At 49.3% G+C, this 26,359-nt stretch carries 21 protein-coding genes and 3 tRNA genes; 9 read left to right on the top strand and 15 right to left on the bottom strand.

What is annotated here, in order from left to right; translation table 11 throughout:
• Nucleotides 1-31: 31 nt before the first annotated feature.
• The 6 genes from JIN82_RS07925 to JIN82_RS07900 all read right to left on the bottom strand — a co-directional run bounded on the left by JIN82_RS07925 (nucleotide 32) and on the right by JIN82_RS07900 (nucleotide 5,229).
• Nucleotides 32-313, bottom strand: coding sequence for a hypothetical protein (locus JIN82_RS07925; protein ID WP_200311092.1), 282 nt, complete (start codon nucleotides 311-313; stop codon nucleotides 32-34).
• Between the two features lie 387 nt (nucleotides 314-700).
• On the bottom strand, nucleotides 701-1,474 hold the full coding sequence (locus JIN82_RS07920) for a CAAX prenyl protease-related protein (protein WP_200311091.1): 774 nt from the start codon (nucleotides 1,472-1,474) through the stop codon (nucleotides 701-703).
• Between the two features lie 19 nt (nucleotides 1,475-1,493).
• Complete coding sequence (locus JIN82_RS07915) at nucleotides 1,494-2,660, bottom strand: aminotransferase class I/II-fold pyridoxal phosphate-dependent enzyme (protein ID WP_200311090.1); 1,167 nt, start codon at nucleotides 2,658-2,660, stop codon at nucleotides 1,494-1,496.
• A 13-nt stretch (nucleotides 2,661-2,673) separates the two neighbouring features.
• Nucleotides 2,674-3,186 carry an Lrp/AsnC family transcriptional regulator gene (locus JIN82_RS07910; RefSeq protein ID WP_234041864.1) on the bottom strand — a complete coding sequence of 171 codons (513 nt, stop codon included), beginning with the start codon at nucleotides 3,184-3,186 and terminating at the stop codon, nucleotides 2,674-2,676.
• A complete protein-coding gene (locus JIN82_RS07905) occupies nucleotides 3,183-4,259 on the bottom strand; it encodes a 6-phosphofructokinase (RefSeq protein ID WP_200311089.1) in 1,077 nt (358 codons plus the stop codon). Before JIN82_RS07905 ends, JIN82_RS07910 begins: the two co-directional genes overlap by 4 nt.
• 31 nt (nucleotides 4,260-4,290) lie before the next feature.
• The gene (locus JIN82_RS07900; protein WP_234041863.1) at nucleotides 4,291-5,229 is read right to left on the bottom strand and encodes a D-alanyl-D-alanine carboxypeptidase family protein; all 939 of its coding nucleotides are present in this window, start codon (nucleotides 5,227-5,229) and stop codon (nucleotides 4,291-4,293) included.
• Between the two features lie 363 nt (nucleotides 5,230-5,592).
• Between JIN82_RS07900 and JIN82_RS07895 the strand changes: the two genes are divergently transcribed.
• Together JIN82_RS07895 and JIN82_RS07890 are read left to right on the top strand one after the other, a co-directional pair.
• The gene (locus tag JIN82_RS07895; protein WP_200311087.1) at nucleotides 5,593-6,627 is read left to right on the top strand and encodes an RNA recognition motif domain-containing protein; all 1,035 of its coding nucleotides are present in this window, start codon (nucleotides 5,593-5,595) and stop codon (nucleotides 6,625-6,627) included.
• A gap of 168 nt (nucleotides 6,628-6,795) precedes the next feature.
• Nucleotides 6,796-7,881 carry a hypothetical protein gene (locus JIN82_RS07890; RefSeq protein WP_200311086.1) on the top strand — a complete coding sequence of 362 codons (1,086 nt, stop codon included), beginning with the start codon at nucleotides 6,796-6,798 and terminating at the stop codon, nucleotides 7,879-7,881.
• 156 nt (nucleotides 7,882-8,037) lie between these two features.
• Here JIN82_RS07890 and JIN82_RS07885 read toward each other — a convergent pair.
• The 4 genes from JIN82_RS07885 to JIN82_RS07870 form a co-directional block, all read right to left on the bottom strand.
• Nucleotides 8,038-8,113 (bottom strand) — tRNA-Phe (locus JIN82_RS07885).
• A 479-nt stretch (nucleotides 8,114-8,592) separates the two neighbouring features.
• Nucleotides 8,593-9,702 carry a beta-N-acetylhexosaminidase gene (gene nagZ / locus JIN82_RS07880; RefSeq protein ID WP_200311085.1) on the bottom strand — a complete coding sequence of 370 codons (1,110 nt, stop codon included), beginning with the start codon at nucleotides 9,700-9,702 and terminating at the stop codon, nucleotides 8,593-8,595.
• 128 nt (nucleotides 9,703-9,830) lie between these two features.
• Nucleotides 9,831-10,373 carry a CIA30 family protein gene (locus tag JIN82_RS07875; protein WP_200311084.1) on the bottom strand — a complete coding sequence of 181 codons (543 nt, stop codon included), beginning with the start codon at nucleotides 10,371-10,373 and terminating at the stop codon, nucleotides 9,831-9,833.
• Between the two features lie 134 nt (nucleotides 10,374-10,507).
• A complete protein-coding gene (locus JIN82_RS07870) occupies nucleotides 10,508-11,065 on the bottom strand; it encodes a GNAT family N-acetyltransferase (protein WP_200311083.1) in 558 nt (185 codons plus the stop codon).
• 519 nt (nucleotides 11,066-11,584) lie between these two features.
• Between JIN82_RS07870 and JIN82_RS07865 the strand changes: the two genes are divergently transcribed.
• Entirely contained in the window at nucleotides 11,585-14,071 is a 2,487-nt protein-coding gene (locus tag JIN82_RS07865) for a PKD domain-containing protein (protein WP_200311082.1), read from the top strand.
• Between the two features lie 198 nt (nucleotides 14,072-14,269).
• Here JIN82_RS07865 and JIN82_RS07860 read toward each other — a convergent pair whose 3' ends face one another.
• The 3 genes from JIN82_RS07860 to JIN82_RS07850 form a co-directional block, all read right to left on the bottom strand.
• The gene (locus JIN82_RS07860) at nucleotides 14,270-15,070 is read right to left on the bottom strand and encodes a PEP-CTERM sorting domain-containing protein (RefSeq protein ID WP_200311081.1); all 801 of its coding nucleotides are present in this window, start codon (nucleotides 15,068-15,070) and stop codon (nucleotides 14,270-14,272) included.
• 238 nt (nucleotides 15,071-15,308) lie between these two features.
• On the bottom strand, nucleotides 15,309-15,545 hold the full coding sequence (locus tag JIN82_RS07855) for a hypothetical protein (RefSeq protein WP_200311080.1): 237 nt from the start codon (nucleotides 15,543-15,545) through the stop codon (nucleotides 15,309-15,311).
• A 246-nt stretch (nucleotides 15,546-15,791) separates the two neighbouring features.
• Nucleotides 15,792-16,373 carry a hypothetical protein gene (locus tag JIN82_RS07850; protein WP_200311079.1) on the bottom strand — a complete coding sequence of 194 codons (582 nt, stop codon included), beginning with the start codon at nucleotides 16,371-16,373 and terminating at the stop codon, nucleotides 15,792-15,794.
• Nucleotides 16,374-16,936: 563 nt separating this feature from the next.
• On the opposite strand from JIN82_RS07850, the gene JIN82_RS07845 reads away from it, so the two are divergent.
• A complete protein-coding gene (locus tag JIN82_RS07845) occupies nucleotides 16,937-17,350 on the top strand; it encodes a hypothetical protein (protein ID WP_200311078.1) in 414 nt (137 codons plus the stop codon).
• A gap of 480 nt (nucleotides 17,351-17,830) precedes the next feature.
• On the opposite strand, the gene JIN82_RS07840 is transcribed toward JIN82_RS07845, so the two are convergent.
• Both JIN82_RS07840 and JIN82_RS07835 read right to left on the bottom strand, forming a co-directional pair.
• Nucleotides 17,831-17,906: transfer RNA gene (locus tag JIN82_RS07840), tRNA-Thr, on the bottom strand.
• Between the two features lie 198 nt (nucleotides 17,907-18,104).
• Nucleotides 18,105-18,180, bottom strand: a tRNA-Thr gene (locus tag JIN82_RS07835).
• Nucleotides 18,181-18,302: 122 nt separating this feature from the next.
• Between JIN82_RS07835 and ald the strand changes: the two genes are divergently transcribed.
• The 5 genes from ald to JIN82_RS07810 all read left to right on the top strand — a co-directional run bounded on the left by ald (nucleotide 18,303) and on the right by JIN82_RS07810 (nucleotide 26,352).
• Nucleotides 18,303-19,409: an alanine dehydrogenase gene (ald, locus tag JIN82_RS07830; protein ID WP_200311077.1), complete on the top strand. Its 1,107-nt coding sequence runs from the start codon at nucleotides 18,303-18,305 to the stop codon at nucleotides 19,407-19,409.
• 318 nt (nucleotides 19,410-19,727) lie between these two features.
• Nucleotides 19,728-19,892 carry a type B 50S ribosomal protein L36 gene (gene ykgO, locus JIN82_RS07825; protein WP_200311076.1) on the top strand — a complete coding sequence of 55 codons (165 nt, stop codon included), beginning with the start codon at nucleotides 19,728-19,730 and terminating at the stop codon, nucleotides 19,890-19,892.
• 458 nt (nucleotides 19,893-20,350) lie between these two features.
• Complete coding sequence (locus JIN82_RS07820; protein WP_200311075.1) at nucleotides 20,351-21,880, top strand: sulfatase family protein; 1,530 nt, start codon at nucleotides 20,351-20,353, stop codon at nucleotides 21,878-21,880.
• A gap of 180 nt (nucleotides 21,881-22,060) precedes the next feature.
• Nucleotides 22,061-24,622: a DUF7133 domain-containing protein gene (locus tag JIN82_RS07815; protein WP_200311074.1), complete on the top strand. Its 2,562-nt coding sequence runs from the start codon at nucleotides 22,061-22,063 to the stop codon at nucleotides 24,620-24,622.
• Between the two features lie 182 nt (nucleotides 24,623-24,804).
• The gene (locus JIN82_RS07810; protein WP_200311073.1) at nucleotides 24,805-26,352 is read left to right on the top strand and encodes a sulfatase family protein; all 1,548 of its coding nucleotides are present in this window, start codon (nucleotides 24,805-24,807) and stop codon (nucleotides 26,350-26,352) included.
• Nucleotides 26,353-26,359 lie beyond the last annotated feature (7 nt).

Raw genomic sequence — 26,359 nt, 5'->3', positions numbered from 1 at the left:
AATATCTTGGTAATAGCTCGCTCAACGCAAATTATGTTCCGTGAATTTTGTACTGTGACTTGTATTCGTCGAATTCCTTTTGAATCTCTTGCTTCTCAGCTTCAATGTTAGCTTTCTCTTCTTCTAAAGCCTGAATGTTAGCTTCGATCTCTTTGATGCTAGCCTCACCGCTCTGGATGATTTTGCTCTGATCACCTGGATCTTCAATAATTTCGCTTTCTAGCTGATCGACTCGTTGTTCATAAGCTAACACCTCCTGCTGAAGTTTTTCGTGTTCAGCTATCAACTCCTTGTCTTCACAACTAACTGACATAAGTGAAACAATGGCTAAGGCCGCTAATTTTAAATGGGTGAATTTCATTCTGTTATTTTTTTAACGATCAGGCATCACTTGTTCTTAGAAGATCAAGCATATCTATGCCGCTAGACATCCCACATGAGCGATAAACAAACCAGTAAATTCGTCGTCATGAATACGTTAGAATAGAAACCCGCCGTGATTTCCGTTCAGATATTTTCATTCAAGCAAATGCACCAAACACCGTTAAACACTCTACCAGAGAGGGCTACAAACAAACTAACATAAATGCATTTAATAAAACGTTTCCATGTTGATGATTTAGACAAAACAGAGAGACTGTTAACTAACTATCAAAAATCACAGAAGCAGCTGAAAAAACACCAGCAAAAATCAGATCTACTACCAAAGCCCGTATTTAGCATAGGCTAGGGCATAACACCCCATCAGCAAATTCGCGACTCCATGCATCACCACACAGGCCATCAGGCTCTTGGTACGCACTGCGACAAAGTATGTTAACGAACCATAGATAAAAGCACCTAGGTAGTCGACTGGCGCATGAGCTAACATGAAGGCGCCCGTGGTCACTAAATATGAGATCCAAGCTGGCTGACCGAATGGGATTTTCCAGTAATCACCGTCTCGATCTAGCAAGAAACGCATGAGGAACCCGCGCCAGAAGATCTCTTCAACTAGAGACACGATCACCACCGCGCGGAAAAAACGTAGGATCAAGGAAGCCCAGTAAGCTGCAGGAGAATCAAATACCCCTGGATCAAAACCCTCAGTGCGCGGCATTACGCCAAGGTATTTGAGAACTCCCTCAGGCTTTCCGTCGATACCTAACCAATCGTAAAGAGTCGTTGGCAATAGCCAGAAGCCTATTCCAACAGCCCCCATCAGAGCTCCAAACCAAACCGACTTCGACCACTTCAGCTCGTAGTGTTTGCGGAAAAAAATCAATAAGGCCAGCCCAACAAAACTCTGCAGCGGGTAGAGCCATTGCTCTGGCCATTGTTGCCACCATGGCGCACTAGGGTGCTCCCAGCGGAACCATTTTGCCCCATCAAAAAACATGAAAGGCATCAGGAATAACATAAAGACCGCTAGAGGCACGACATGTGCCAATGTGCGATCATTCTGCCAGCGCTGGATTTTTTCCCTAGTGGACATGATGGGGTTATTTGTCAGCTTAGAGAGTTTTGATGAATCTTTCCAAGCGGTCCATAGCTGTGCGCAACTCCTCAAAAGAAGTCGCATAACAGCAGCGCAGGAAACCATCGCCTCCATCGCCGAACGCAGTGCCCGGAACGGCCGCCACATCTTCGGCTTCTAGCAATTTCATGGCAAACTCCATACTTGATAGACCAAACTTACTAATATCAGGAAATACGTAGAAAGCACCGCCTGGCAAGTGGCAGTCTATGCCCATCTCATTGAGTCGACGCACCAAAAAGTCTCGGCGTTGATGGTAGCTCTCACGCATTTTCTCCATCGCAGGCAGGCCATTTTCTAATGCTTCAATCGCAGCTGCCTGGCTGGTAATTGGCGCACAGAGCATCGCGTATTGGTGAATTTTCATCATCGCATCTATCAGCGGAGCAGGCGCACATGCATAACCGAGGCGAAAACCGGTCATCGCAAATGCCTTAGAAAAACCGTGCAGCAAGATGGTGCGCTCGCGCATTCCCGGCATGGAAGCAATGCTAACATGCTCATCAGTATCGTAGCGCAGCTCGCTATAAATCTCGTCGCTAAGCACAATCAGGTCGTGCTTCACGCAGATTTTCGCAATCTCAGCGAGCTCGTCAGCTGACATCACCGCACCTGTTGGGTTGGTTGGGAAATTCAACATCAGCACACGTGAACGTGGCGTGATGGCTTTTTCCAACTCAGCTGGATGCAAGGCAAATGCATCAGCCTTATGAGTCTGTACAGGAACCCCTACCCCATAGGCCATAGATATACTCGGGCTGTAGGAAACATAACAAGGTTCATGGTAGATCACTTCGTCACCAGGATTGAGCAATGCTCGCAGAGCCAAATCAATCGCCTCTGATACACCCACAGTAACAATAACTTCTGTGCTGGCATCATAGTCGACTTTGAAAAAATCACTAACGTAGTTAGTAATTGATTCACGTAGCTGCAGCAGGCCTAAGTTAGAAGTATAACTAGTTTGCCCCCGCTCTAGCGAAAAGATCGCAGCTTCACGGATTGACCATGGAGTCGCAAAATCTGGCTCACCAACACCAAGGGAAATCACATCATCCCTGCCCTGCACGAGATCAAAGAAATCGCGAATACCCGAGCGCGGAATAGCTGCAACTTGATGTGCAATTTTATCTGAATAGTCCATCTATCAATCCTCCTTATGGCGTTACAGGCAGGCGCTCATGGAGCTCTTCCTGTTGGAAAAGAAACCCATTATCTTTATAGGTTTTCAGATGAAAATGCGTGGCTGAGGAAATCACGCCGCTGATGGTGCTGAGTTTCTCAGACACAAAACGAGCGACTTCTAGCAAATCCTTTCCGCGTACCACCAACATGAGATCATAGCCACCACTAGTTAGGTAACATGATACTACTTGGTCAAAGCGAGCAATGCGCATAGCCATGCCGTCAAAACCGCCGCCACGCTCAGGAGTCACTTTCACCTCAATGAAAGCAGCAACACCCTTGTTAGCTACTTTTTGAGAATCGACCACCGCTCGGTAACCAAGAATCGTACCATCGGCCTCCCAGGCCGCGATGCGCGCGGATACTTCTGCCTCACTAAGTGAGAGGATATCAGCTAATTCTAGATCTGTGTAACGAGCTTTCTGCTGTAGCAGTGTTAGTAATGGGTCGTTCATTGATTCATTCTCGGTGATAATTATTTTCATTGTCCGAGGTGAATGCCGATCGCTCTAGCAGTCTCGACAATCTCCCCGTTATCTTGCACGCGGCGCAGCTGGTGAACAGCCTCCTCGATAGGCACGGATACCACACGATAAGCATCGTAGCTTACCATGCGACCGAAGCCACCTTCGGCAGCTAACTTCACAGCCTTAACCCCAAAACGTGCACCGATGATTCGATCCAGCGCAGTGGGTTGGCCTCCGCGTTGCAGGTGACCTAGTACACAAGCGCGCGTATCTTTACCAGTGCGGACTTCTAGTTCTTGAGCGATAATTTCGCCAATGCCACCAAGTCTAACCTCAGCGCCAGCACTTCCGCTGCGAGTGGATAGTCCCCCTTCTGGCAGGTGAGCACCTTCAGCCACCACAACCAGAGTGCTTTTATAGCCGTCGGCGTCACGCTGTTTGATGAAATCAGCCACTTTATCGAGATCATATTCCAGCTCTGGAATCAAGATGACGTTAGCGCCGCCGGCGATACCGCCCCACATGGCGATCCAGCCAGCGTGACGTCCCATCACCTCTAGCACCATCACCCGTTCGTGGCTCTGCGCGGTGGTTTGCAGTCTATCAAGTGCATCCACCACCATGGCACAAGCGCTATCAAACCCAAAGGTTCGCGCCGTAGCTAGCAGATCGTTATCAATGGTTTTAGGCACCCCTACCACAGGGAAACCAGCACGGTAGAGCTGCAGCGCGGTAGTCAGCGAGCCGTCACCACCAATGACAACTAGGGCGTCTAGCGATAGCTGCTGCATCGTGCCACGAGCATTTTCTATGATGCCTTTGGAAATTTCCTCTGGCGTGCCCATGCCGAGCTTAGAAATAAAATGTCCTTTATTGGTGGTGCCGAGAATCGTCCCCCCTTGTTGTAAGATACCAATGGTATCCGCTGGGGTAAGCACGCGGTATGACGCTGGCGCTAGCAGCCCCTCGAAGCCATATTTAATACCAACAACCTCAATCCCCATCTGGCTAGCAGCACCCACCACACCGTGAATCACTGCATTCAGCCCTGGGCAATCGCCGCCGCTATTTAGCACACCTATTCGTTTCATCGCAGCTAGCGTAGCAAATAGCGTACAAAAATTAAAGAACCGGCACTCTAATTATATCTTTCCCATCAGCTGAATTGTTAAATCCTGACGCTTCCCATTGATCATATAGCTTCCACCCTTGACCAATAAGCTGCTGAGCACGTGCGCCAGCTTGATTTGAATCGTACACCACGACAATCAGTCGACGGTTACGAATGCTAGATCGACCATCTGGCAACTCGTTGACAATAGGAGATCTTTGCGAGGAAACCGACAGGCTTTCGCCATTCAGGCCACCGCCTGCTGCGCGCACACCATTTACCGCCAGCTTACCCAGCAGTGGGTTTTGATTTTTAACCGTAACGGTCTTGGCGCTACCACCTTGTGGATAGAAGCTCACTTGCCGGCTCGCCTGCTTGGCGTAATAAGCAAATCCAGTATCGCGCATGGCATAAATACTCAGCCGCGCCATGTCACTCACACAGGTGGTGCCATTTTTACCGCTGGCAGCCAGCCCATGGCTATTGGCAAATTTTGTCCTGCGCATATTCAGAGATTTGGCCAAAACATTCATTTCTTTCACAAATGTCCCCTCTGGGTTGCTGGTGCGGCGTCCGCGTTTCATCTCCAGCTCAACACCAATAAAAGTAGCTAGCGTGCTCGCTGCCGCCGCATCATTACGTAGCAGACAGGAATATAATGCATCGCGTAATTTGATCTGATCACCAGCTGCCAGCCCGAGAGGATTCGGTCCAGCGAGCGGCGCGGATGGTGGCACAATCACCTTGCGGCCAATGTCTGTCTTAGAAACACGAGCCCAATCGAGCACTAAAATAGCCGTCGCCAAACTGGTCATCGGCCCTGCTGATTTTTTTGTCTCAGACTGCGATGCCACCAATACTTTACCAGAATACGCCTCAATCGCCATATACCCCTCAGTGGCAATTGCAGCAGAAACACTCACGCCTACAGCTACCGCCGTCGCGACCATTCTTTTCCATCCAGCTAAAAATCTGTCCATTTCACGGCACTGTATCCAAGAAGTAGAATCTGACAACCCTTGATTCGAGCCTTGTCAAAGAGAAATATTCGTCTAGTTTGCCGCGCAGCTATGCATCTAAGCAGCTGGCTTCATGCTATCCATATGCCAGCAGCCAATTATCTGTTTATTAAAATCCATAAACAATACACGAGTAACCCCCAGATTTCTCAGGCAACTACAGAAAACACTCTGACCAAAAGAACGCTAGCTAGCGCAGAAGCAACTACGGTGAGCCAGATCCGACGGCGACACCAACCACAGGCACACAAACTGCCCAACTCTGCGCCCGTACAACATTAACCTACTTAATCAATGTCCGAAAACCAAGCACGCCCAGAAGGGCAGCAGCGGTCGAATCAAAGAAACCGCAACAGGAACCGCAATCGCAATAGAAACCGCAACGGCCAAGCCAATAACAATCAACAAGGAAACGAAGGTGGCCAGCCGCGCAAGCGCAACAACCAAAACCGTAACCGCAACCAAAACCGCAACCAAAACCGCAACAAACAAGGTAACCGCCAAGGGCAAGGAAATCGCCCACAACAAGCTCGTGGCAGAAAACCACAGCCACTCACACTCTGGCAAAAGATCCTCAAGTTCTTTGGCCTCTACAACCCAGCCAGCAGCAAACCTGCCGGCAAAAAACCAGCCAGCAAAGCCGCTCCAGCAGCAGCCAGCAAAGCACCAAAACAAAATACCCGCGTGGCCAAAGAAAAAACTGACCGCGCACCTCGCGAACCACAAATTTGCGAAACCCCACGTGTTTACGTGGGCAATCTATCCTACGACACCACCGAACACGATCTTGAAGATCTATTCAAAGGTGTGGGCACCGTGCGTCGCGTAGAAATCATCTACAACCGCCAAACACACAAATCCAAAGGGTACGGCTTCCTCGAAATGTTCAGCAAAGAAGAAGCCCAGCGCGCTGTAGAGGTCCTTCACGACCAATTCTACATGGGTCGCAAACTCGTTGTCAGCGGCGCCAAAGCCAAAGAAAACGACAAAAAGCGCACCAATAACCGCGAGCCAAAACGTGATGGCAAGCGCGACAACAAGCGCAGCGAAGGTAAAGAAGGCGGCGAGCGCAAAAACGAGCGCAAACCACGCACTCGCAATACCCGCCGCGACAAAGAAAAAGCTGCTGAAGCAGCCGCCGAAGCCGCTCGCGACGCCGCAGCCGCATCACTCGTTGACCCGAACGTCACCGAGGAAAGCTTCTCGTTCTCAGACGCAGAAGATCAGCCAATCGTTACTCCAGCTGAAGAAAAGCCAGCTAACAACGAAGCTCCAGCTGAAGAAGCTGCCGCACCTGCTGAAGAGAAAAAAGACGCGCCTGAAGCGTAATTTTCTCCATAGAGTGAATCACTCAAATCATTTTGAATCCACGCTTGCCTCGCAAGCGTGGATTTTTTTTGCCCACGCAGCCAGGAAGCGCTAGCCATTCCAGGTCTAAACAATTGTTCAATATTTGAAAATCGACAGCTTGCTAGAGCAGCAATAATAGTTAGACTCATGAACACCCAAACAAGCCATGAAGGCGCCGTCACCATCACCCCAGCTGAAGGTTACGCTGAAGAAGCATCCAGCTATCAGCTCGGCAATAACCCCATTCTCAATACCAAGAAGATACTTCTCTTCATCCTCATTGCCACAATCATCAGCGGCTCTTTCTGGTCAGTGAGCCCAGGCATCCTCTGCACGACACTCATCTTTTGCGCGCTCATCTTCAGCTGGCTGATAGAGTTCAGCAAAACGACCACCATAGCCAATCGTCAGATCTTTTCCTCCATCACCAGCATCGAGCTCAATGAACAAAACATCACGGTGCAATCCCTACACAGAACCAGCCATTACCAATGGGATGCCATCAACCAGCTACAGGAAAATGAACAGTTTTACAGACTCAGTGGCCCTAATCACCTCACCATCATCATCCCAAAATCAACACATGATGATGGACTACAAAAACTCATCAAAACAAAATTCCCCGCGCCACCACTACCGCTAAGCAACCGTGCAGAAAAACAGCTGATCAAGTTGAGCGGAAAAATGAAAGCCGTGCCGGTAGCCGTGGGCGTCCTCATTCTAGTCGCCGCTGTCATGATGAACACAGCCGATGGACCAGCATTCAGCTCAACCAGTAGCAGCAAAAAATACGACCAAGAGTTCCTGCCCATCTACCAAACCCTCGACGCCTACTTCAAAGAAAATGACAGCCAGCCGCTGCACAGCCTATTCACCACCGAACTGCAGCAAGAAATCAGCAAGCGTCAACTGACTAAGGCCAGCCAAGCACTCAGCCAGTCAGCTGGAAAATTCCGCGGCTTAGGCAAAGAAATCAGCGCCAGCTCACACAGCTCCTTCAGCACAGATGGAAGCGAGAAAAAATCAACCCGGCTCATCGAGCTAAAATCAGAAAAGAGATCCAGCTACCTGCAGCTGGAGCTGATACGCAGCTCGTCATCTGAAAGCTGGCAGGTATGCAACCTCGCCATCATTGACCTGCCCGTCACCAGCAAGTGGAGTAAATACGACAGCTCACGCGGCCTGTTTGAAGATATCGTAAAAAACCGCACCAGCAATGAAGCCGCCAAATAATCCAGCGATGAGCTAGCCAGCTACTAGCCATCAGCCAGCGCTCGCTGTAGCGGGCGCAAACTCCCCCACCTGTCCAATCCCCAGACACAAAAAAGCCGATCTGAATCAGATCGGCTAATTTTGTACTCTGCTACCACCAAACCGTGAGGTTTAAAATGGTGGCCCAACTCGGATTCGAACCAAGGACACGCGGATTTTCAATCCGCTGCTCTACCAACTGAGCTATTGGGCCCCGTTTTACTCAGTGCCGTGTGGCAGCTGTGTGGGGTGCGCTGAGCGCGGCGACTTCTTAAGGGAAAACCTCATCCCGCACAAGATAAAAAGGCATCAATAGTTACTTTTTTTTCCCAAGCAAAACACATCATTACAGAAACTATTGATAATCAAGGAATCCAAAGAAACACAACTCCGCAGTCTTTTTCAGCATTTCTTCTCAGCTGGACGGGAAAATCCGACCTGTTAGCAAGTTTGCCTGCAAAACGGCCCATTTTTCGTCTCAAAAATTTCCCAATCACCCACCTTTTGCCGGTGATTTTGTTGAATTTCTGGCAAAAAACTTCCTCCAGCTGGAAAATGCGACCCTTTAGATAACAAAAATCGTCCAGCTGGCAGCCAGCTGGACGATGAAATAAACCTCACTCGGGTGAAATTTCTGTGAGATTATCAACTCTGGCTAGCTGGCCTGCGCCAACTCACCGCCATTATCCATTATTAATACTCTTCTACAGGAGAATTAACTGGCTGGCTGGCCAATTCTGGATTTAGCGCCAGTTCATCACCGAGCACCGCTTTGCGCAGCTCGAGGGTTTCAGCATCCAGCTTATCCCACTGCTTGCGGTTGAAGTGCATTTTTTTCGGCAGCCGCTTTTTCTTAAACTTCTTGATGCGCTTGAGCGAATCCACAGTCACCGAGTCGGGCAGCTTTTTCAGTTGCTCCAGCGCCTGCTCGGCGGAGTCGATCTGGTGGCAAATCATCACCATGTCATTGCCAGCGCGGATGGCCATTTCCACATCTGGCCCGCGACCGTAGTGGTCGACAATCGCCCCCATATCGAGGTCGTCCGTGATGATGAGCCCTTCGTAGCCGAGTTGCCAGCGCAGTAGATGAGTGACGATCTTTTTGGAAAACGAGCCCGGTAAGCCCGGCTGATCACCGTCCACCGCTGAAAAATGCGCGTGGCAGGTCATGATGGCATCCATCTCTGGCATCAGCGCATTGTACGGCAGCAAATCGCTTTTCATCATCTCGTCGATGGTTTTGTCGATCACCGGCAAGCCGTGATGAGGGTCGCAATCACTCAGCCCGCAGCTAGGAAAATGTTTGCCGCAGGAGTTAATTTTGCGCCGTCTCATGTTGCGGTTAAAGATGCCCGCATTGGTGATCACCTCCTGGGCATCTTTACCATAACAACGACCTCGCAATGCATTATCGGCGGCGTCATCGTAGGAGATATCCAGCACAGGCGCGAAGTTCATATTAAATCCCAAAACTCGTAGCACATCGCCAGTCACCAGCCCGTGCCAGCTGATCATGCCGAGGTCACCGTTTTCACGTAGCTCCTGAGCACTTGGCGGCGCGTGGCCGATTTCTTTGGTTCGCGTGACGCGCCCACCTTCTTGATCAATCGCAATGATTGGTTTTTCATCAGTCACCTCAAGCAAATCTGCGGTCAGTTTGGCTAGCTGTTCTGGACTCTCAACATTGCGCCCAAACAAAATAAACCCACCCGGCTGGATGCGCTGGTAAAGCTCAATATCCGCCGCTGTGAGTTCCGTTCCCGGAACCCCCAAGATCATTAACTGGCCGTGATCACTCTGCATGTGCCCATTAATGACCAGCCAGCTGAATCAGGCTATCAGAAAATGCTTCCGCTGGAAATTTCTCCACGTAGCTAGAGAAACTGGTTTACCACGACCATTCACCACTCACCAATAGCCACCTGCTCAGGTCAATAAACCTTGATGCTGTCTAGCTCCACGGAAAAGGCACCAGCTTGCTTATCGTATAACATCAGGCCAATGCTACACACATGATCTAGCTTGAGCTTGCGGCTGGGAACCTTGCGGCCAAAATAAGTGGCGTAAAATTCATCAAAAGGAATGCGAATCGTCATCCAACTCCCCGGCTTAGTTTGCACTGGAGCCCAAAAGGCGCGGCGTGATTTGGTGGAATCTCTACAGGTCAGATAATAAGACCGCCCATCGCCTTTGATTCGCAGCTCGATGCCCTGGTAAGCTGACAGGTCCAGCGGATCATTCTGGCTGCGCATGGAGGCAAAACCACCATTGTTCTCCAGTGATACCTCACCGCTGAATTTCAGCTTTCCCTGCTTAATAGCCACTTTACCACTTGAGCGACCGCCCATCACCGTATCCGTGATGCTCCCCCACGCGTAACCGCCAGCCGTGGAAAAATCCGTCAGCAGTTGCGGGGAATCAGCCTGAAGAGGAGTAGCTACAGCTTGACCAAAAACAAAAAATAGGGCGCTCATGTGAGATAAATTCATAGGGAGATAGGGTTGACAACACAGGCAATGTTCACCAAAAACTAGACAATGTCAATAATTTGTCTACATTTTAGAACCTCTGTCTATATTTCCATGCAGAAAATATAGACAACATCTAGCTACCAATACTCAGGGCGATTCAAAGCAGGCACACAACGAGAGCAGCCAGCTAAGTAAGGAATCTCGCCGCCACACAATGACTGCGCCAGCCAGCCAGCTGGATATTGCAAGTTCAGCGGTGCTGGGATGCGCGCTTCTTCAACATGCAGGAATCCCACCTTAGTATAAAAATCAGGATCTCCGTAGGTGACAACTAACTCCACCCTTAGTTTGCACAGTTCAGCCAATGCATAGTTAATCAGGCGCTGACCAATACCACGTCGCTGGAAATCCGGATGAACCGCCACTGGAGCCATAATAAATGCCTCAATGCCGACATCAAAGCTCAGCCGCGAAAACAAGATTCCCCCAGCCAACTCATCGGCAGATTTAGCTACGAATACATACAAATCACCTGCCGAGGTATCAGCTAGCAAATCACTAACTAAGCGACCTATCAACTTAGCTTCTTGTTTTCCCTCAGATCGCAAAAAGGTCTCAAAAAACAACTCACTAAGCGCATCTTGCCCATCTATATCACAAGTATGCATTTCATAATTCAAAGTGTCGCAACTCATACCTTACTATAATTCACTATACGATCCGTAATGTCAAAAAGTACAGACAGCGCCATCGTCATGCAGCCACCAGCTAGACAGATAGGTATTAACTCAGATTTGTATTTTTTATGATTAACATTGACAGATACGCACAACTATCCCGTAAGGCGATAGATTTTCTAATTAATCGATTCGCTAGACATCACCCGTAAGTAATTGAAAAATCGCACATACAGCACTAAACAATGAACAAAAACACCAGCGCAAATGGTCAATATTTAGACAGGCAATTTAACTTAAAACAGCAATCACTTTTGTTAAATCGCAATCAATTTCGACGATTTAGTTCATATTTGAAATCTTTACTCATCGACATGCTCATCAGTAATCCATATAGGCATACGGACTAGCAAATAAACCATACGTCATACAATCAACCACTTCGCCTCCATTGATCATATGAAGTATTGCTAGAAAAACCCTAATTAACGAACTATGAAAACTGATAACAAAAGATACCGGAGAGCACTAAGACGCATGACGTCTTCACTGCTAGGTGCAGCTGCTATAGCTGCGGCATTCTCATGCGAAACGCTGCATGCGGATGAATGGAACGGCTCCACTGAGTGGGCCAAATTTGACGTCGAAGCCCGCCGCGCCATGTGGGTTTGGAACCCAGTCTCAGTGGATGGCAATAAAACAGCCAACCGCAACTGGGATGGAGTTAAAAACTCTAAAGATCAGTTCTTCGCAAACTACAAAGGGTCAAGAGACATGTTCTTTGATTTTTGCGAAAACAAATCTATCCGCGTGATCTATATGTTTACTGGTACCTACCAGTGGACTAACTACAACAGCGGAACAATCGACTATGCCGAAGAGCACATGCTGGATTTCCTTAAAGAAGCAAACGAGCGTGGCATCCAAATTTGGTACATGTACTACCTCAATGATGATAGAGACAGTGCAACATTGGTAAACAATACCAAACAGACTCTCACCATTGCTAAAGCGGTAGACACCTTTAACAAAAAATACCCAGAAGCTCGTTTTGCAGGTATCCACGGTGATCAGGAGCCAAATGACCAATCGGTCTACGTTGGCATGCTGGAAAATACCAAACGTGCCTACGACTGGATCGAAGAAACTGGCTCAGACCTACTCACCTCTCAAGCGCTCCGTCCAACTTGGCGCAACCAAAGTGTAACCTACAATGGTGAGACCAAAGTAATGAACGAGCACATGCAGGACTGGCTCCACCACAGTGTGCTGATGGCCTACAGTGATACACCAAACACCGTTTACAACTGGTCCAACAAGGTGATCAGCTACGCTGAAAGCATTGGCCGCACAGCCGCTATTGGCAGCGAGCTCGCTGACCTCGAAGATGCCTGGACAAATGCTGACAAAGAAACTTGGTACGAAGAACTGACTGCTGAATCTGATGCAACACGCTTCAAAGTAGGCTCAACAGATGGCACTACATGGGAAGACATGATGCATGAAACCGTCAACCGCTTCGAAGACAATGCTGGTTTCGACCGTCTCGTTATCCACACTTATTCATGGTACTTCAAGCACTGGTTTGGTGACTACCCACGTGATTACCTCCTTGGCCTTGAAGGTGGCGAATACAACTCAGCTGCAAATTCTCCAGCTAAAGTTGACCTTACAGAAGACAGCCGCGAACTCATCGGTTACGGCCCAGTCGCAGCTGAAAACATCGCCCCAACAGCAAACGCTGGTGGCGACCTCACCCTGCCTGACTCTGACGGTCTTGAAGGTGAAACAGTTACCCTCGACGGATCCGCATCATCAGACAGCGATGGCAGCATCGTGAGCTATGTCTGGACTGAAAATGGTAGCCAAATCGCTACTGGTAAAACTGCATCAGTTAGACTGAGTGATGGCATTCACATCATCCAGCTAACCGTTACAGACAACGACGGCGCTGAATCTACTGACAATACTGTTATTGAAATCGCTGCTCCTGTAGTTGAAGAAGAACCAACTGGTAACGCACTCGAAAATTGTGATTTCGCCGGCTCCACAGCAGGTGGCTATCAAGACACTAACTTTGACGCCGGTTGCTGGACTCGCGTTAAGCCAGATAGCGCAGCTTGCAATATTTGGGTAACTGACAGCAGCTACGATCCGGTTATCGGTGAAGACAATGTTGCGATCAAAGGAAGATGGCACAACTGCTACGTCTATCAGGAGTTCAACGCATCATCAGGCAATAGCTACAACCTTGCCGTTGACACCATGATCAACCGCTCAGATTCTCGCTGGCAGCCACAGCTTAGCGTGCAGTGGTTTGATGCCAGTGGCAACGAACTCAGTGAAATCCTCACAGTTAGCTACCTCTATCCTAATGACGCAACACCAAACACTTGGTACCAGCTCTCAGGAACAGCTATCGCACCTGCTAAAGCAGCTACAGGTAGAATTATCCTTCACTGCGTAAATGCTGGTAACGGCGGCGTAGGCGGCATCTTCTACTTCGACAACGCTGTTGTTGACGGCTCATTCAGCGAACTCACATTCGATGACTTTGAAGATGGCCTTGGTAACTGGTCAACAACTGGAGCTGATTCTAACTGGACTGTAGACAGCACCGCTGAAACAGCTCCAGCTGGATTCGAAAGATCACTCCACCTGCAGGGCAAGTCAGACAGCTCAATCGCTCACCTGACTGACAGCATCGACCTATCAAACAGCTCTCAACTGCGTGTTAAGTTTACATTCCAAACTGTACGCTTCAATGGCAACAATGGTAACGAAGACTTCTTCCTCGAAGTCTACGACGGCAGCCAGTGGGTAGAAATTGGTAACTACAAGAAGGTGAACACAAACGCTGATGAAATCACAACTTTCCCGAACAATGTAACCTACATCATCGAGGAAACAGTGGATTCATCAATGCTGAACTTTGCTGCTGACGCTTCTGTTCGCTTCCGTTGCGATGCATCAGGCGCTGGCGACGAACTCTACATCGACAACGTCACTATCAGCGCTAAGTAACTTGTTCCTGATGCTCTGAGCCTAACTCATTAGGCTAAATAAGAGCCTTATCATAGCAAATCACAAAACCAGTTGGTCGCCGCGACCAACTGGTTTTTTTATCTCTCACAACTAGCTAGAGTAATCGGCCTGCGCACAACTGGCCCCCTAACTAGTAGATGATAGACAACCCAATAAACATAGACAAATCAGCTGAAACTAGAGCTTACGTCTGAAAAGCAATGCCATGCCAGCTAGACCGAGCAGCGCTGATGATGATGGCTCAGGGATAGGAGCAAAATCTGTCAGTGCTAGGTTATCAATACTAGCCCCCCAGTTACCGTGGTTATCACGAGTACCGGAAATCGCTACCGCAAACTCAACCGACTGGTTTGCATCCCCCAGCGAGGAAATATCAAAACTCATCATTTTGCTGGTATCCAGAACGTTACTAGTCAAGGCCCAACCGGTAATCGACGTGGTCTTGGCGGCATCCGCATACATCACGCTGGTAGAGCTCGCACCGGTCGCATCACCAGTCACGCTATCTATAGCATCCAACATAGTCCATCCACCTCCAGTATTTGCCCAGACACTATAGGCAATCACCTGGCTGAAAGTAGAATCAGCATAAGCGGTGGCATCAAAGCTAATCGAAGAAGAGGATAAATTTAAGGTATTTCCCGCACCAGCATCCATAGTAAATGAAATATAGGACGGAGCTCCGCTATTCATATCAAGGTCCGCGGCATCAATGCCTTTATTATCAAAACTTCGCGCTGAGATAAAAAAGACTCCATCGTCACCAGTATCCCGTGAGTACCAGCCTTGAGCCATCTGGCGATCGCCGCTAGCATCCGAATTAGATCCGTGGGTGGCTGAAATAGCGCTTAGGGTCAGCCCAGACGTATCGCCACTAGCGGCAAGACCCGTTGCTGTATCAAAACTATAGATAATCGCAGCCGCCTGTGTCGACATCACACAAACTCCGCTTAGTGCAGTTATTAGTAATAATTTCATTAGTGTATCTATTCATGGTTAACAACGACATAACACCCACCAACGAAACGACGGGGACTAGTTCGATGTAACAACAACAAATAGACAAACGACTGATTCAGGCAATCTAAATCTATAAGACCAATATAAAATTAACCCGACAGCATGCTGAATCGGGTAAATTTTGTGATAATAATCATACAACTTAACCACATCGATTGCTCCAAGCCCATTCTTATAACCCGCTAAACACAAATGCTTACAAGCAGATAAAACTCCCCAAAAAAAGGCCATCATTGACCACAACGCCCGCCAATCCACCAAACACCCCAGCCGCAAATCCACCAAACACCCCAGCCGCAAATCCACCAAACACCCCAGCCGCAAATCCACCAAACACCCCAGCCGCAAATCCACCAAACACCCCAGCCGCAAATCCACCAAACACCCCAGCCGCAAATCCACCAAACACCCCAGCCGCAAATCCACCAAACACCCCAGCCGCAAAGGGGCAAAAAATGCCAGCCTAGGGTAAGGAAGCGCCGAAGGTGCAACGCCACCCTAGGAAACCGCCCCCTAGAAATAAAGCCCTGAAGGGGCGAAACAATAGGACACAATCAGCCTTGCCTAATCATAACGGCAAAACCACAGGCCCAATAAAGTGACAGGCAGTCAGTCAGCATCAACTCGCGCATGCCAGCTGCAGGCTCACTGCAGCCACCCTGCGCAGCGGGCGATTTTCCTACAATAAATCTTTGATGCTGAGTAAACCCTTGAAATAACCTTCGAGTAGATACTTATCCTCTTCCAAACTTCTAATGTAATATTTTGGCTCAGCCTGTCCTTTCATCTTTATCATAAGGAATACCCATGGAGCATCTTCAGATGCAGGGTTTGGAGGAGCCAAGTCCATAGGTTCTTCTGCAAGAGTTGATAAAGCTTGAGCATTCAGTAAGCGAAGATGCTTATCAGCTGGAATCTTTACACCATGCCTACTTAATTTAATTACAGAGTCTCTCGATAAAACTCGTCGCTCAACGAGAACAGGCTCATTTAATTCCCCTAATACCATCGTATAGGACTTCTGAACCCAGCCCGCTGTATACACCACACGCACCACCATCTTATCTTCCTCATTTATATTAGGAAGTTTATCAATTTTATCCGCTGAGATTAATAGTTTTTCGCAGGTGCTTAAATAATCGAGATACGTGTAATAGAGAGAATCTCCATCATTCCTAACAAAATCAGCGTGGATTTGACTATCCAAACAGGCATAAGCAAAGGCGAAAATCAGCAATTTCTTTAATATATTCTTCATCATTACAATGATCACTTATCGTTAGCCCGTAGGTTTACGCGGTGAACTATCAATTACCTCGTTAGGTTCACCTTGCTAGTATGCATTAGAATCAACATTTTCATGTCTCTATGATGCCCCGGCTCATGCTCATAGACTCCTCTGAGCCCAGATAATCCAGACGCCCCCTAACGGCAGATTAATTTTATATGCAAATCTGCATAAAATGAAAAGCTTACACAACCCTCTTTAACAGTGAAGGTGATCTTTCTATCAAAGACCCTAGCAGCCCCAGCCCATTCATCCCCAACATCAACATGTCCGAGTATAATTTATACACAATAGCTAGACAGGAAATCAGCTACTTTACCCTTGATGCTACCCCTATGGATCAAGACACCAAATACTGGACCGAGCAGGTAGAATAGCATCTGTGTCATCTGCGAAATCTGTGGTTTAAAATGCTCCATCAGTCTCGACATGGTGAACTCCTTCAGAGTTCGTTTTCTAATATGCCCGACCCTAGGGTTACGTTGCCCATTCTGGGCTGCCTTACCCTAGGCTAGGCTGTTTTACGCCTTTGGCGTATGAACATCTGCCAGCCAGCTAGAAAAACCCAGCCAGATAGAAAAACCCAGCCAGATAGAAAAACCCAGCCAGATAGAAAAACCCAGCCAGATAGAAAAACCCAGCCAGATAGAAAAACCCAGCCAGATAGAAAAACCCAGCCAGATAGAAAACCTCAACCAGCCAGAAAACCTCAACCAGCCAGAAAACCTCAACCAGCCAGAAAACCTCAACCAGCTAGAAAACCTCAACCAGCTAGAAAACCTCAACCAGCCAGAAAATCTCAACCAGCTAGAAAATCTCAACCAGCTAGAAAATCTCAGCCAGATAGAAAAACCCAGCCAGATAGAAAAAACCAGCCAGCTAGAAAAACCAGCCAGCTAGAAAACCTCAACCAGCCAGAAAACCTCAACCAGATAGAAAAACCCAGCTAGATAGAAAAACCCAACCAGCTAGAAAAACCCAACCAGCTAGAAAACCTCAACCAGCTAGAAAACCTCATCAACATCACCAAGCAAAGAGCAGTGTCGCACCTGCAGCGAGCCAGTGAGCGGACCTTAGGGCGCAGCCCGCACCTGCAGCGAGCCTGCGAGCGAACCATAGGGCGAAGCCCGTACTTGCAGCGAGCCTGCGAGCGGACCTTAGGGCGCAGCCCGTACCTGCAGCGAGCTGGCGAGCGGACCTTAGGGCGCAGCCCGAACCTGCAACGAGCCTGCGAGCGGACCTTAGGGCGCAGCCCGCACCTGCAGCGAGCTGGCGAGCGGACCTTAGGGCGAAGCCCGTACCTGCAGCGAGTTGGCGAGCGGACCTTAGGGCGCAGCCCGCACCTGCAGCGAGCTAGCGAGCGGACCTTAGGGCGCAGCCCGTACCTTCCGGCCTGAAGCCAAAAAAGCCCATCGCAATGATGGGCTAAATGGAGCCGGTTGTCGGATTCGAACCGACGACCTACTGATTACAAATCAGTTGCTCTACCAACTGAGCTAAACCGGCTTTTATTTTGATTGCCTGTCGTTTCCGAAGGCGGGCGCAGTATCTTCAGAAATTGGATTCTTGCAAGCTAATACTGCGCTCACTTGCACTTTTTTTATCCACTCTGATGAGCTCCACAAATTACTACTGATGTCTTAACGAATAGCTAATATCCGCTGACAACAGAGCCAAAAAAGCCCACCGTTATGATGGGCAAAATGGAGCCGGTTGTCGGATTCGAACCGACGACCTACTGATTACAAATCAGTTGCTCTACCAACTGAGCTAAACCGGCTTTTGTGTTGCTTTCCTGCCGTTTCCGGAAGGCGGGCGCAGTATCTTCAAAAATCGGATTTATGCAATATAATTCTACTAAGAAGTACGATTTTTTTTTCATCGGGTGTATGTTAACGGATCATGATCATCGGCCTGCCTAAAGAAATCAAAAACCAAGAGCACCGCATCGCCCTGACGCCGGCAACTGTAGCTGAATTAGTTAAACGCGGGCACCAGGTTCTGCTACAAGAAAGTGCTGGCGCAGGAGCCTCGTATACAGATGTTCCATATCTTGCCGCTGGCGCTCAGGTGGTGAACTCCGCGGCTGAGGTATTTTCTACCGCACAGATGATAGTGAAGGTCAAAGAACCGCAAATGGGTGAGGTCGACATGCTGAGAAATGGCCAAATTTTATTCACCTACCTGCATCTGGCTGCCAACAAACCGCTCACCGAGGCACTGCGCGATTCTGGCTGCACCGCGCTGGCCTATGAAACGCTCACAGTGGACGGGCGCAGGCCACTGCTCGAGCCGATGAGTGAAATCGCTGGCAGCATGGCCAGCATGGTTGGCGCCTATCATTTGGCCAAAAACCTCGGCGGGCGCGGGTTATTATTAGGTGGCGTCACTGGGGTGCCAGCTGGACGCGTCACCGTGATGGGCGGTGGCTCAGCTGGCATGAATGCAGCTCGTGTGGCAGCAGGCATGGGTGCTGAGGTCACCATCCTTGAGCTGGATGTCGAGCGCATGAGATTTCTCGAACGCAACCTGAGCGGCGTGCGCTGTCTATTTTCCAGCCAAGCAAATCTAGTGGACCTACTACCGCGCACCGATTTGCTGGTGGGCGCCGTGCTAGTGCCAGGTGCGGCTGCGCCGAAATTAATCACCCGCGCGATGCTCAAGCTCATGCAAGCGGGTGCGGTTTTTGTCGATATCGCCGTCGACCAAGGTGGCTGCGCTGAAACCACCCGCCCGACGACTCACGATCACCCTACCTATATAGAAGAGGGCGTGCTGCATTATAGTGTAGCCAACATGCCAGCTGCCTACGCGCGCACAGCCACACAGGCGCTGGACATGGCTATTAACCCGTGGGTGCTCGCCATCGCCGAGCGCGGGCTGGAAAATGCGTGCCAGCTGAAACCTGAGCTGGTCAGCGCGATCAATTGCCAAAACAAGCAAATCACCTGCCAGCCAGTCGCCGATGCCCACGGACTTAGTCAATCCATCGCAGACTCGTCTTTATAATCACTGTATATCATAGCAAATGCGGATTCATCCAGCCACGCGGCCAGCTTTCCACCGGCCCCCCTCGCCTATTCACCACTAATATAGCCGATAGCTGACCGGCTTAGTTAATTAATCTCAGCTGGAAAAATGCAGATCTGTCTAGTGGACTGAATTTGCATAAACTTGCAAATCGCTGAAAATGAACCACCTTTCATTCATCCGCGGTCAACCATTTAAGAAAAGTTAATGAAATCGACAGATAATGCAAAAACGTGCTTTACAAGTGACCGGTTCCCAGTAGATTTCGCCGCCCAAGCAATATAACCATTTCGAAATATGAAAGTACTTTCTTCACTTGCTTCAATGAAGCGCCGCCACGAGGACTGCCAAGTAGTCAAGCGTAACGGCACACTATACGTTATCTGCAAATCAAATCCTAAGTTCAAAGCTCGTCAGGGCGCAACTAAGGGAACTCGCCTCAGCAAAAAGGGCGTTAAGTAATCAGATTTCCAGCTAATATAGCAAAAAATTCCAAGACCCTTTCCGGACGCGGTAAGGGTCTTTTTGTGTCTACACGTCTCAGCGAGAAATGCCAGCTGGACGCACTTCAAGCCAGCTAGCTACGCTGAGCCTTGTTCTGCATGTATTTCAGCTGGTTTTCACGATCGATCTCGATTTCAAATCTCTCCGGATATGGTTCACTCACAGGCATAGCTAATTAATGAACAGACGAGCGATCATTGACTAGTAGAATCCTAACGGCAGATTGTAATCATCAATTTCACATTTTCAACAGGCAAAGCCCAGCCACCTTCGGCAGCGTCATATCACGCATAACGAGCAACGATTAATGGCATGTATTACAAATTAGGGAAAACGCCGTCCAGATGACAACTTCGCTGACGTGTATATCTTGTGATGCGGTCACCCACTGCAACGAATATACACACAACCTATCTATGATTAAAAATTTATGTCTCTCAGCCACCGCGCTGACTATGGGAGCAGCGATGACAAGCCAGCTGGCTGCCGCTCCTGATCGCGCCGACAAACCCAATGTCGTGCTTATTGTATCTGACGACATGGGCTGGGGCGATGTGGGATTCCACGGCGTGGATACCATCATGACTCCAAATATTGATAGCATTGCCGCCAATGGTGTGCATTACAGCCAAGGCTACGTGACCGCGTCAGTTTGCGGTCCATCACGCAGCGGCATGCTCACCGGCGTCTACCAGCAACGTTTTGGCTCAGGAGAAAACCCATCCGTTAAAGGGTTTCCAGGCAACCAGCCAGAACACTTAATCAACGCTGGCGTGACTCCAGATCAATCGCTGGTTTCAGAAATTCTCAAACCACACGGCTACAAAACCGGCATTATTGGCAAGTGGCACCTCGGCGTCAACGAACCTGTGCGCCCACAAGCCAGAGGGTTTGATTACTTCTTTGGATTCCTCAACGGCGCACACGATTTCACCCAGTGGACAGATAGCTACGAGCGCCCAAGCACATGGCCGCTGTGGAGAAACGAAGAAGCACTGCCTGCTAGAAAAGACGTCTACCTCACCGACTTGTTCAGCGACGAGGCCGTTGGCTTCATCGAGCGCAACTCAGAGGATCCATTTTTCCTCTACCTCGCGTACAACTCAGTACACGCACCGTGGCAGGTGCCTGATGAATACCTCGAGCGCACCAAATCACTCGACGTCCCCTACGATCGCCAATTTTTTGCAGCCATGACCTTAGCGATGGACGATGGCATCGGCCGCGTGCTTGAAGCGCTGAAAAAGCAAGGTGTGCATGACAATACCATGGTGATCTTCATTGCCGACAATGGCACCCCAGCTGGCCAGGGAATAGGCAAAAATAAAACCAAAAAAGACCCAAGCCGCGAGCGCGGTGGCATGGTCATGTCAAATGCTGGCCCATTCCGTGGCTATAAAGGTGACACCTACGAAGGTGGCATTCGCGTGCCATTCACCATGCAGTTTCCAGGTAAAATCAAAGCTGGCTCACGCTACAACTACCCAATGAGCTCGCTGAATATTGTGCCAACCATCGCCTCATTTGTAGGCATTGACAAGCCGCTCAAAGGATTCCCATTCGACGGAAAAAACCTCCTTCCATACATCAATGGTGAAAAGGGTGACGAGCGTCCACATCAGACACTTTTCTGGCGTCGTGACAATGACTACGCTATCCGCCACGGTGACATGAAACTCACTTGGAATGACAGCTCAGGCAGTCTCGACATCATGCTCTTTGACATCGCCAATGACCCAGAAGAGCGCAAGGACCTCGCTAGCCAAATGCCAGAACAAGCACAAACACTTCAGGACATGTTTGATGCCTGGGACAGCACCATGCCTGATAATAAGTGGTGGGGCGGACCTGGTAACCGCAACCGCGAATACGCTCAGGGTAAACGCACTAGCGTGCAAGAGTTCAACGCCAATCCAAATAAAAGAAGACCAGGAAAAGTGCGTTAATTTTTCATTTCTATCATCTAGGTGGATCAAATAATTCAGCCAGTGGAGCCTCGCTCTGCTGGCTGATTTTTTTGTGCTCAAGCAAAGGGAAAATGGGCAAGGCTAGCATTCTCAAGAAACTCTATTATTTTACTGTATAAATGGGCAATTCGGGACGTAATAAGTAGATATAATACAAATATGAAATTATACCCATTTCCCTTTACCCTACTACCCGCTCTGGCTGTAGCAGCCGAGTCACCCGTTCCCCTCAGCCCAGCTGAGTTTATCCAACAAACAGAAATCACCGCTGGATTCCAGCTGGAACTCGTCGCCGCTGAGCCCATGGTGCAAGAGCCAGTCGCCATCGCCTGGAATGACAATGGCGACCTGTTTGTAGCGGAAATGAATACCTACATGCAGGACATCGAGTCTAGCGACGAGCGCACACCGCAAAGTCGCGTGGTTCTCCTCAGTGATGAAAATGGTGACGGCATGATGGACAAACGCATTGTGTTTGCCGACAAACTTGTACTCCCCCGCTCAATCGTGCCATTTCGCGGTGGCTTGCTCATTCAGGAAACCGGCATCGAAGAAGTTTATTGGTTCAAAGATAACAACGGCGACGGCGTGGCTGATGAAAAATCGCTCGCCTTCAAAGTCGATTCATTTGGCGGCAATGTAGAACACCAAGAAGGGTGCATGATTCACTCGCTAGATAACTGGATCTATACATCCTGGGGGAAAACCCGCTGGAAATATCAGGACGGACAATTTATCGCTGAAACCATCCCGCGCAGTAATGGTCAATGGGGGCTAACTGAGACCAGTAGCGGACAGCAAATTTTCTCTAACGCAGCTGGTGGCCACGGCATCAAAGACTTCCAAATCCCTATCCAATACGGGTTCTGGTGGCCAAGCTGGGAACTTCCCGAAATCGAGAAGTACGTATTTCCAATTTCTAACTTACCCGACATGCAAGGTGGCCCAGGGGCGATCAAAAACAACGCTCTGGAAAAATTCACCGGCTGCGGCGGTCAGGAAGTATTCAAAGGCGACAACCTGCCAGCTGAACTCCAAGGGCAAACATTTCTGCCTGAGCCAGTAGGTCGACTAGTTCGCCGGTTCCAGCTAGACACTCATGCTGACGGGCGCACCGTCGCCAAAAATGCCGACCCCGGCAGCGAGTTTATTAGATCTCGCGACCCACTCTTCCGCCCCGTCAACATGCGCACTGGGCCAGATGGAAATTTATATCTGGTAGACATGTACCGCGGTATCATCCAGCACGGCCACTGGGCTAAGGAAGGCACCTACCTGCGCGAGCAGATTGATAAATTCCAGCTAGATAAAATCGTCTCACGTGGCCGCATCTACCGCATTGTACATGAGGATTTCAAAAAGCGTGAAACCACCTCATTAGAAAATGCCAATGCGGATGAGCTCATCACCAGCCTGCAATCTAGCAACTACTGGGTGCGCAAGCGCGCCCAACACCTAATCATTGACCAACAACTCAGCCAGCTAGCTGAGCAGCTAGAAAACCTAGCCACTAACAGCGGCGCAAGCATCCACTCGCGTATTCACGCGCTGTGGACGCTCGAAGGCCTCGGGCAAGTGAACGATGCCCTCTTACTCGGGCTGCTCGCCAATGCTCCAGCAGATGTGCAGATTACCGCCATGCGTGTGGCTGAGAGCCAGCCGTCGTCAGCTGCTATCAACGTAGCTATCAGCAAACTAGCCAGCTCAGCTGATAACTCAGTAGTCACCCAAGCCGCGCTAACAGCATCGAAAATCGACGCTATCGATCTGAAGAAAATTCAGCAATCGATCATGCAAGCGCAGCCAGACAACCACTATTTTGCCGAGCTATTTCCAGTGCTCAATACCAGCGGCGACCCTATTATTGCCGCGGTGGTGCAAAACTGGCGCACTCCCGTATCACCATTTGGTGTGGAAGTCCTATCAGCTGGAGCCGAAACCTTCCAAACCATCTGCTCAGCTTGCCACGGCATGGATGCCAAAGGTATGGAACCTCTCGCGCCATCACTGGTAGATTCGCCACGCGTCAATGCGCGCTTTGACCTCCCAGCCCTCACATTGCTCCACGGGCTCAAAGGTGAGCTAGACGGAAGAAGCTACCCGGGCGACCAAATGATAGCCATGCCTAACTTAGATGACAAAACTATTGCCGGTCTCGTCTCCTACCTCAGAGCCTCGCAGCAATGTTCGCCAACTGAAGTCTGGCCAAATTCTATCACCCACCTGCGTAAGTTAGAAAATGAACGCACTAGTCCGTGGACAGCGGAAGAATTCCAACAACGACTAACGAAGCCATTAGCCATTGAGTTCTACCAAGATGACATCCCCGCACAAGCAATCGCTCATTGGAAAGTCACTCCAGCTGCAGCGCAGGCATTAGTTACCCAAAACGAGCCAACTAGCTGGATCGCCGAGGGAGATTTTTCATGGAAAAACAGCCTGCAGTTCCACATGCGTGTGCCACATATCCTCACTGAGATTTCACTCACTCTAGCTGACCCAGAGCAAGCGGCAAATCTACGCACAACCATCCAGCCAGTGATCCCTGAGGACTTCACCCCTGACATCATCGCCAGCCAAGAGGGTGACAAAGCCGTCTTCAAATTCCCCGCAGGCCAGCCAGCTCATGTATTGAAAATCTTCTCCGCTGATGGTGCGGCTGTAGAAATCATGGACATCCAGCTGAAGGGAAATATCAACTACCGCGCGCAGCAAAAATAAACCGCCAAACAAACTCAAACAACTTCCATCTGCTGAGGTGGCTGGCATCGGTGATTCATCACCCACCAGCCATCTCAACTTGTTAGCTAAGCAAGCTGATAGGCGCCACCTTCAGGCATACGTGTAGCCAGAAAAAACAAGGAACTTGGCAAACGGCAACTAGCCAGCTAGGAATAATTATTATGTTTAACGATGCCACCAAATCGACTCGGCACGCACTAAAAGCCTCATTTGTTCTGCTTTCACTGCAAGCCAGCGCGTTAGCTGAGAGCCGCCCGAACATTCTCTTTATGTTTACCGATGACCACGCGCAGCGCGCTATCAGCGCCTACCCTGAGTCATTGAATGAAACCCCTAACCTCGACCGCATCGCCAACGAAGGCATGATGTTTGCCGAGAGTTTTGTCTGCAACTCTATCTGCGGACCAGCGCGCGCCGCCATCCTAACGGGTAAACACAGCCATCTCAATGGCTTCCGCAAAAATGACGACAAGTTTGATGGCGGCCAGCAGACATTTCCCAAGCTTCTACAATCAGCTGGCTACCAAACCGCATTGATTGGCAAATGGCACTTGGCGACCGAACCAACTGGATTTGACCACTGGGAAATTTTACCTAACCAAGGTCATTATTATAACCCAGACTTCATCAAAATGGACGGCAGCACGGTGACCGAAAAAGGATACGTCACCGATATGCTGGCTGACAAGGGCATCGAGTGGATAGAAAACCGCAACAAGCAAAAACCATTCATGCTCATGCTGCAGCACAAGGCGCCTCACCGCGAGTGGATGCCAGCACTGCGCCATCTATCACTCTACGATGATGTCACCATCCCCGAGCCCGACAACTTATTTGACGACTACAATACGCGAGGCAAAGCAGCTAGAAACCAAGACATGAGCATTGAGATCACCATGAGCCTAACTGGTGATAACAAAGTTTGGGAATTGGACGACAGCAAACCTAACTTATGGACCTACAACCTTGGCCGCATGACCGAAGATGAGCTAGCTCAGTGGAATGCCGCCTATGGTCCAAAAAACAAAAAATTTCTCGATGCTAAGCTAGAAGGCAAAGAATTAGTGCGCTGGAAATACCAACGATACTTAAAAGATTATCTGCGCTGCATTGCCGCAGTAGACGAGAGCGTTGGCAAGGTGCTAGATTATCTAGACGACTCGGGTCTAGCAGATAACACAGTGGTTATCTACAGCTCAGATCAGGGGTTTTACCTCGGCGAACACGGCTGGTTTGATAAGCGCTTCATGTACGAGGAATCGATGCGCACTCCCCTGCTCATTCGCTGGCCGGGCGTCACAAAGCCAGGCTCAGTATGCAACGAGCTGGTGCAGAACATCGACTACGCTGAAACATTTCTCGAGCTAGCTGGGGTGGAAATTCCAGCTGACATGCAGGGCAAAAGCCTTGTTCCACTGCTGAAAGGCAAAACGCCAGCTGACTGGCGCGACAGCCTCTACTATCACTATTACGCTGGTGATGAAACATGGCATCGAGTCGCCAAACATGAAGGCATTCGCGGCAAACGATTTAAGTTAATCAACTTCTATACCCATAACGAATGGGAACTCTACGATCTGGAAAAGGATCCCAAAGAGATGAACAATCTCTATAACAACCCAGAGTACGCTGGCAAAATCAAAGAACTCAAAAGCCAGCTCGACGAGATTAAAAGCAAGTACGACGCGCAAGATACCATAGAAAAATAGACCACTA

The organism is Persicirhabdus sediminis (genome assembly GCF_016595495.1).
In the GTDB taxonomy this organism is placed as follows: Bacteria; Verrucomicrobiota; Verrucomicrobiia; order Verrucomicrobiales; family Akkermansiaceae; genus Persicirhabdus; species Persicirhabdus sediminis.
This window is presented reverse-complemented; position numbering and strand designations above follow the sequence as displayed.

Bases quoted from the DNA above. Each gene is read 5' to 3' on its own strand.
- JIN82_RS07850 (WP_200311079.1), bottom strand. From the start codon at position 16,373: ATGATGAAGAATATATTAAAGAAATTGCTGATTTTCGCCTTTGCTTAT.
- JIN82_RS07905 (WP_200311089.1), bottom strand. From the start codon at position 4,259: ATGAAACGAATAGGTGTGCTAAATAGCGGCGGCGATTGCCCAGGGCTG.
- JIN82_RS07895 (WP_200311087.1), top strand. From the start codon at position 5,593: ATGTCCGAAAACCAAGCACGCCCAGAAGGGCAGCAGCGGTCGAATCAA.
- JIN82_RS07900 (WP_234041863.1), bottom strand. From the start codon at position 5,229: ATGGTCGCGACGGCGGTAGCTGTAGGCGTGAGTGTTTCTGCTGCAATT.
- JIN82_RS07810 (WP_200311073.1), top strand. From the start codon at position 24,805: ATGTTTAACGATGCCACCAAATCGACTCGGCACGCACTAAAAGCCTCA.
- ald (WP_200311077.1), top strand. From the start codon at position 18,303: ATGATCATCGGCCTGCCTAAAGAAATCAAAAACCAAGAGCACCGCATC.
- nagZ (WP_200311085.1), bottom strand. From the start codon at position 9,702: ATGCAGAGTGATCACGGCCAGTTAATGATCTTGGGGGTTCCGGGAACG.
- ykgO (WP_200311076.1), top strand. From the start codon at position 19,728: ATGAAAGTACTTTCTTCACTTGCTTCAATGAAGCGCCGCCACGAGGAC.
- JIN82_RS07865 (WP_200311082.1), top strand. From the start codon at position 11,585: ATGACGTCTTCACTGCTAGGTGCAGCTGCTATAGCTGCGGCATTCTCA.
- JIN82_RS07820 (WP_200311075.1), top strand. From the start codon at position 20,351: ATGATTAAAAATTTATGTCTCTCAGCCACCGCGCTGACTATGGGAGCA.
- JIN82_RS07915 (WP_200311090.1), bottom strand. From the start codon at position 2,660: ATGGACTATTCAGATAAAATTGCACATCAAGTTGCAGCTATTCCGCGC.
- JIN82_RS07875 (WP_200311084.1), bottom strand. From the start codon at position 10,373: ATGAGCGCCCTATTTTTTGTTTTTGGTCAAGCTGTAGCTACTCCTCTT.
- JIN82_RS07910 (WP_234041864.1), bottom strand. From the start codon at position 3,186: ATGAAAATAATTATCACCGAGAATGAATCAATGAACGACCCATTACTA.
- JIN82_RS07860 (WP_200311081.1), bottom strand. From the start codon at position 15,070: ATGAAATTATTACTAATAACTGCACTAAGCGGAGTTTGTGTGATGTCG.
- JIN82_RS07890 (WP_200311086.1), top strand. From the start codon at position 6,796: ATGAACACCCAAACAAGCCATGAAGGCGCCGTCACCATCACCCCAGCT.
- JIN82_RS07925 (WP_200311092.1), bottom strand. From the start codon at position 313: ATGTCAGTTAGTTGTGAAGACAAGGAGTTGATAGCTGAACACGAAAAA.
- JIN82_RS07815 (WP_200311074.1), top strand. From the start codon at position 22,061: ATGAAATTATACCCATTTCCCTTTACCCTACTACCCGCTCTGGCTGTA.
- JIN82_RS07920 (WP_200311091.1), bottom strand. From the start codon at position 1,474: ATGTCCACTAGGGAAAAAATCCAGCGCTGGCAGAATGATCGCACATTG.
- JIN82_RS07870 (WP_200311083.1), bottom strand. From the start codon at position 11,065: ATGAGTTGCGACACTTTGAATTATGAAATGCATACTTGTGATATAGAT.
- JIN82_RS07845 (WP_200311078.1), top strand. From the start codon at position 16,937: ATGAACATCTGCCAGCCAGCTAGAAAAACCCAGCCAGATAGAAAAACC.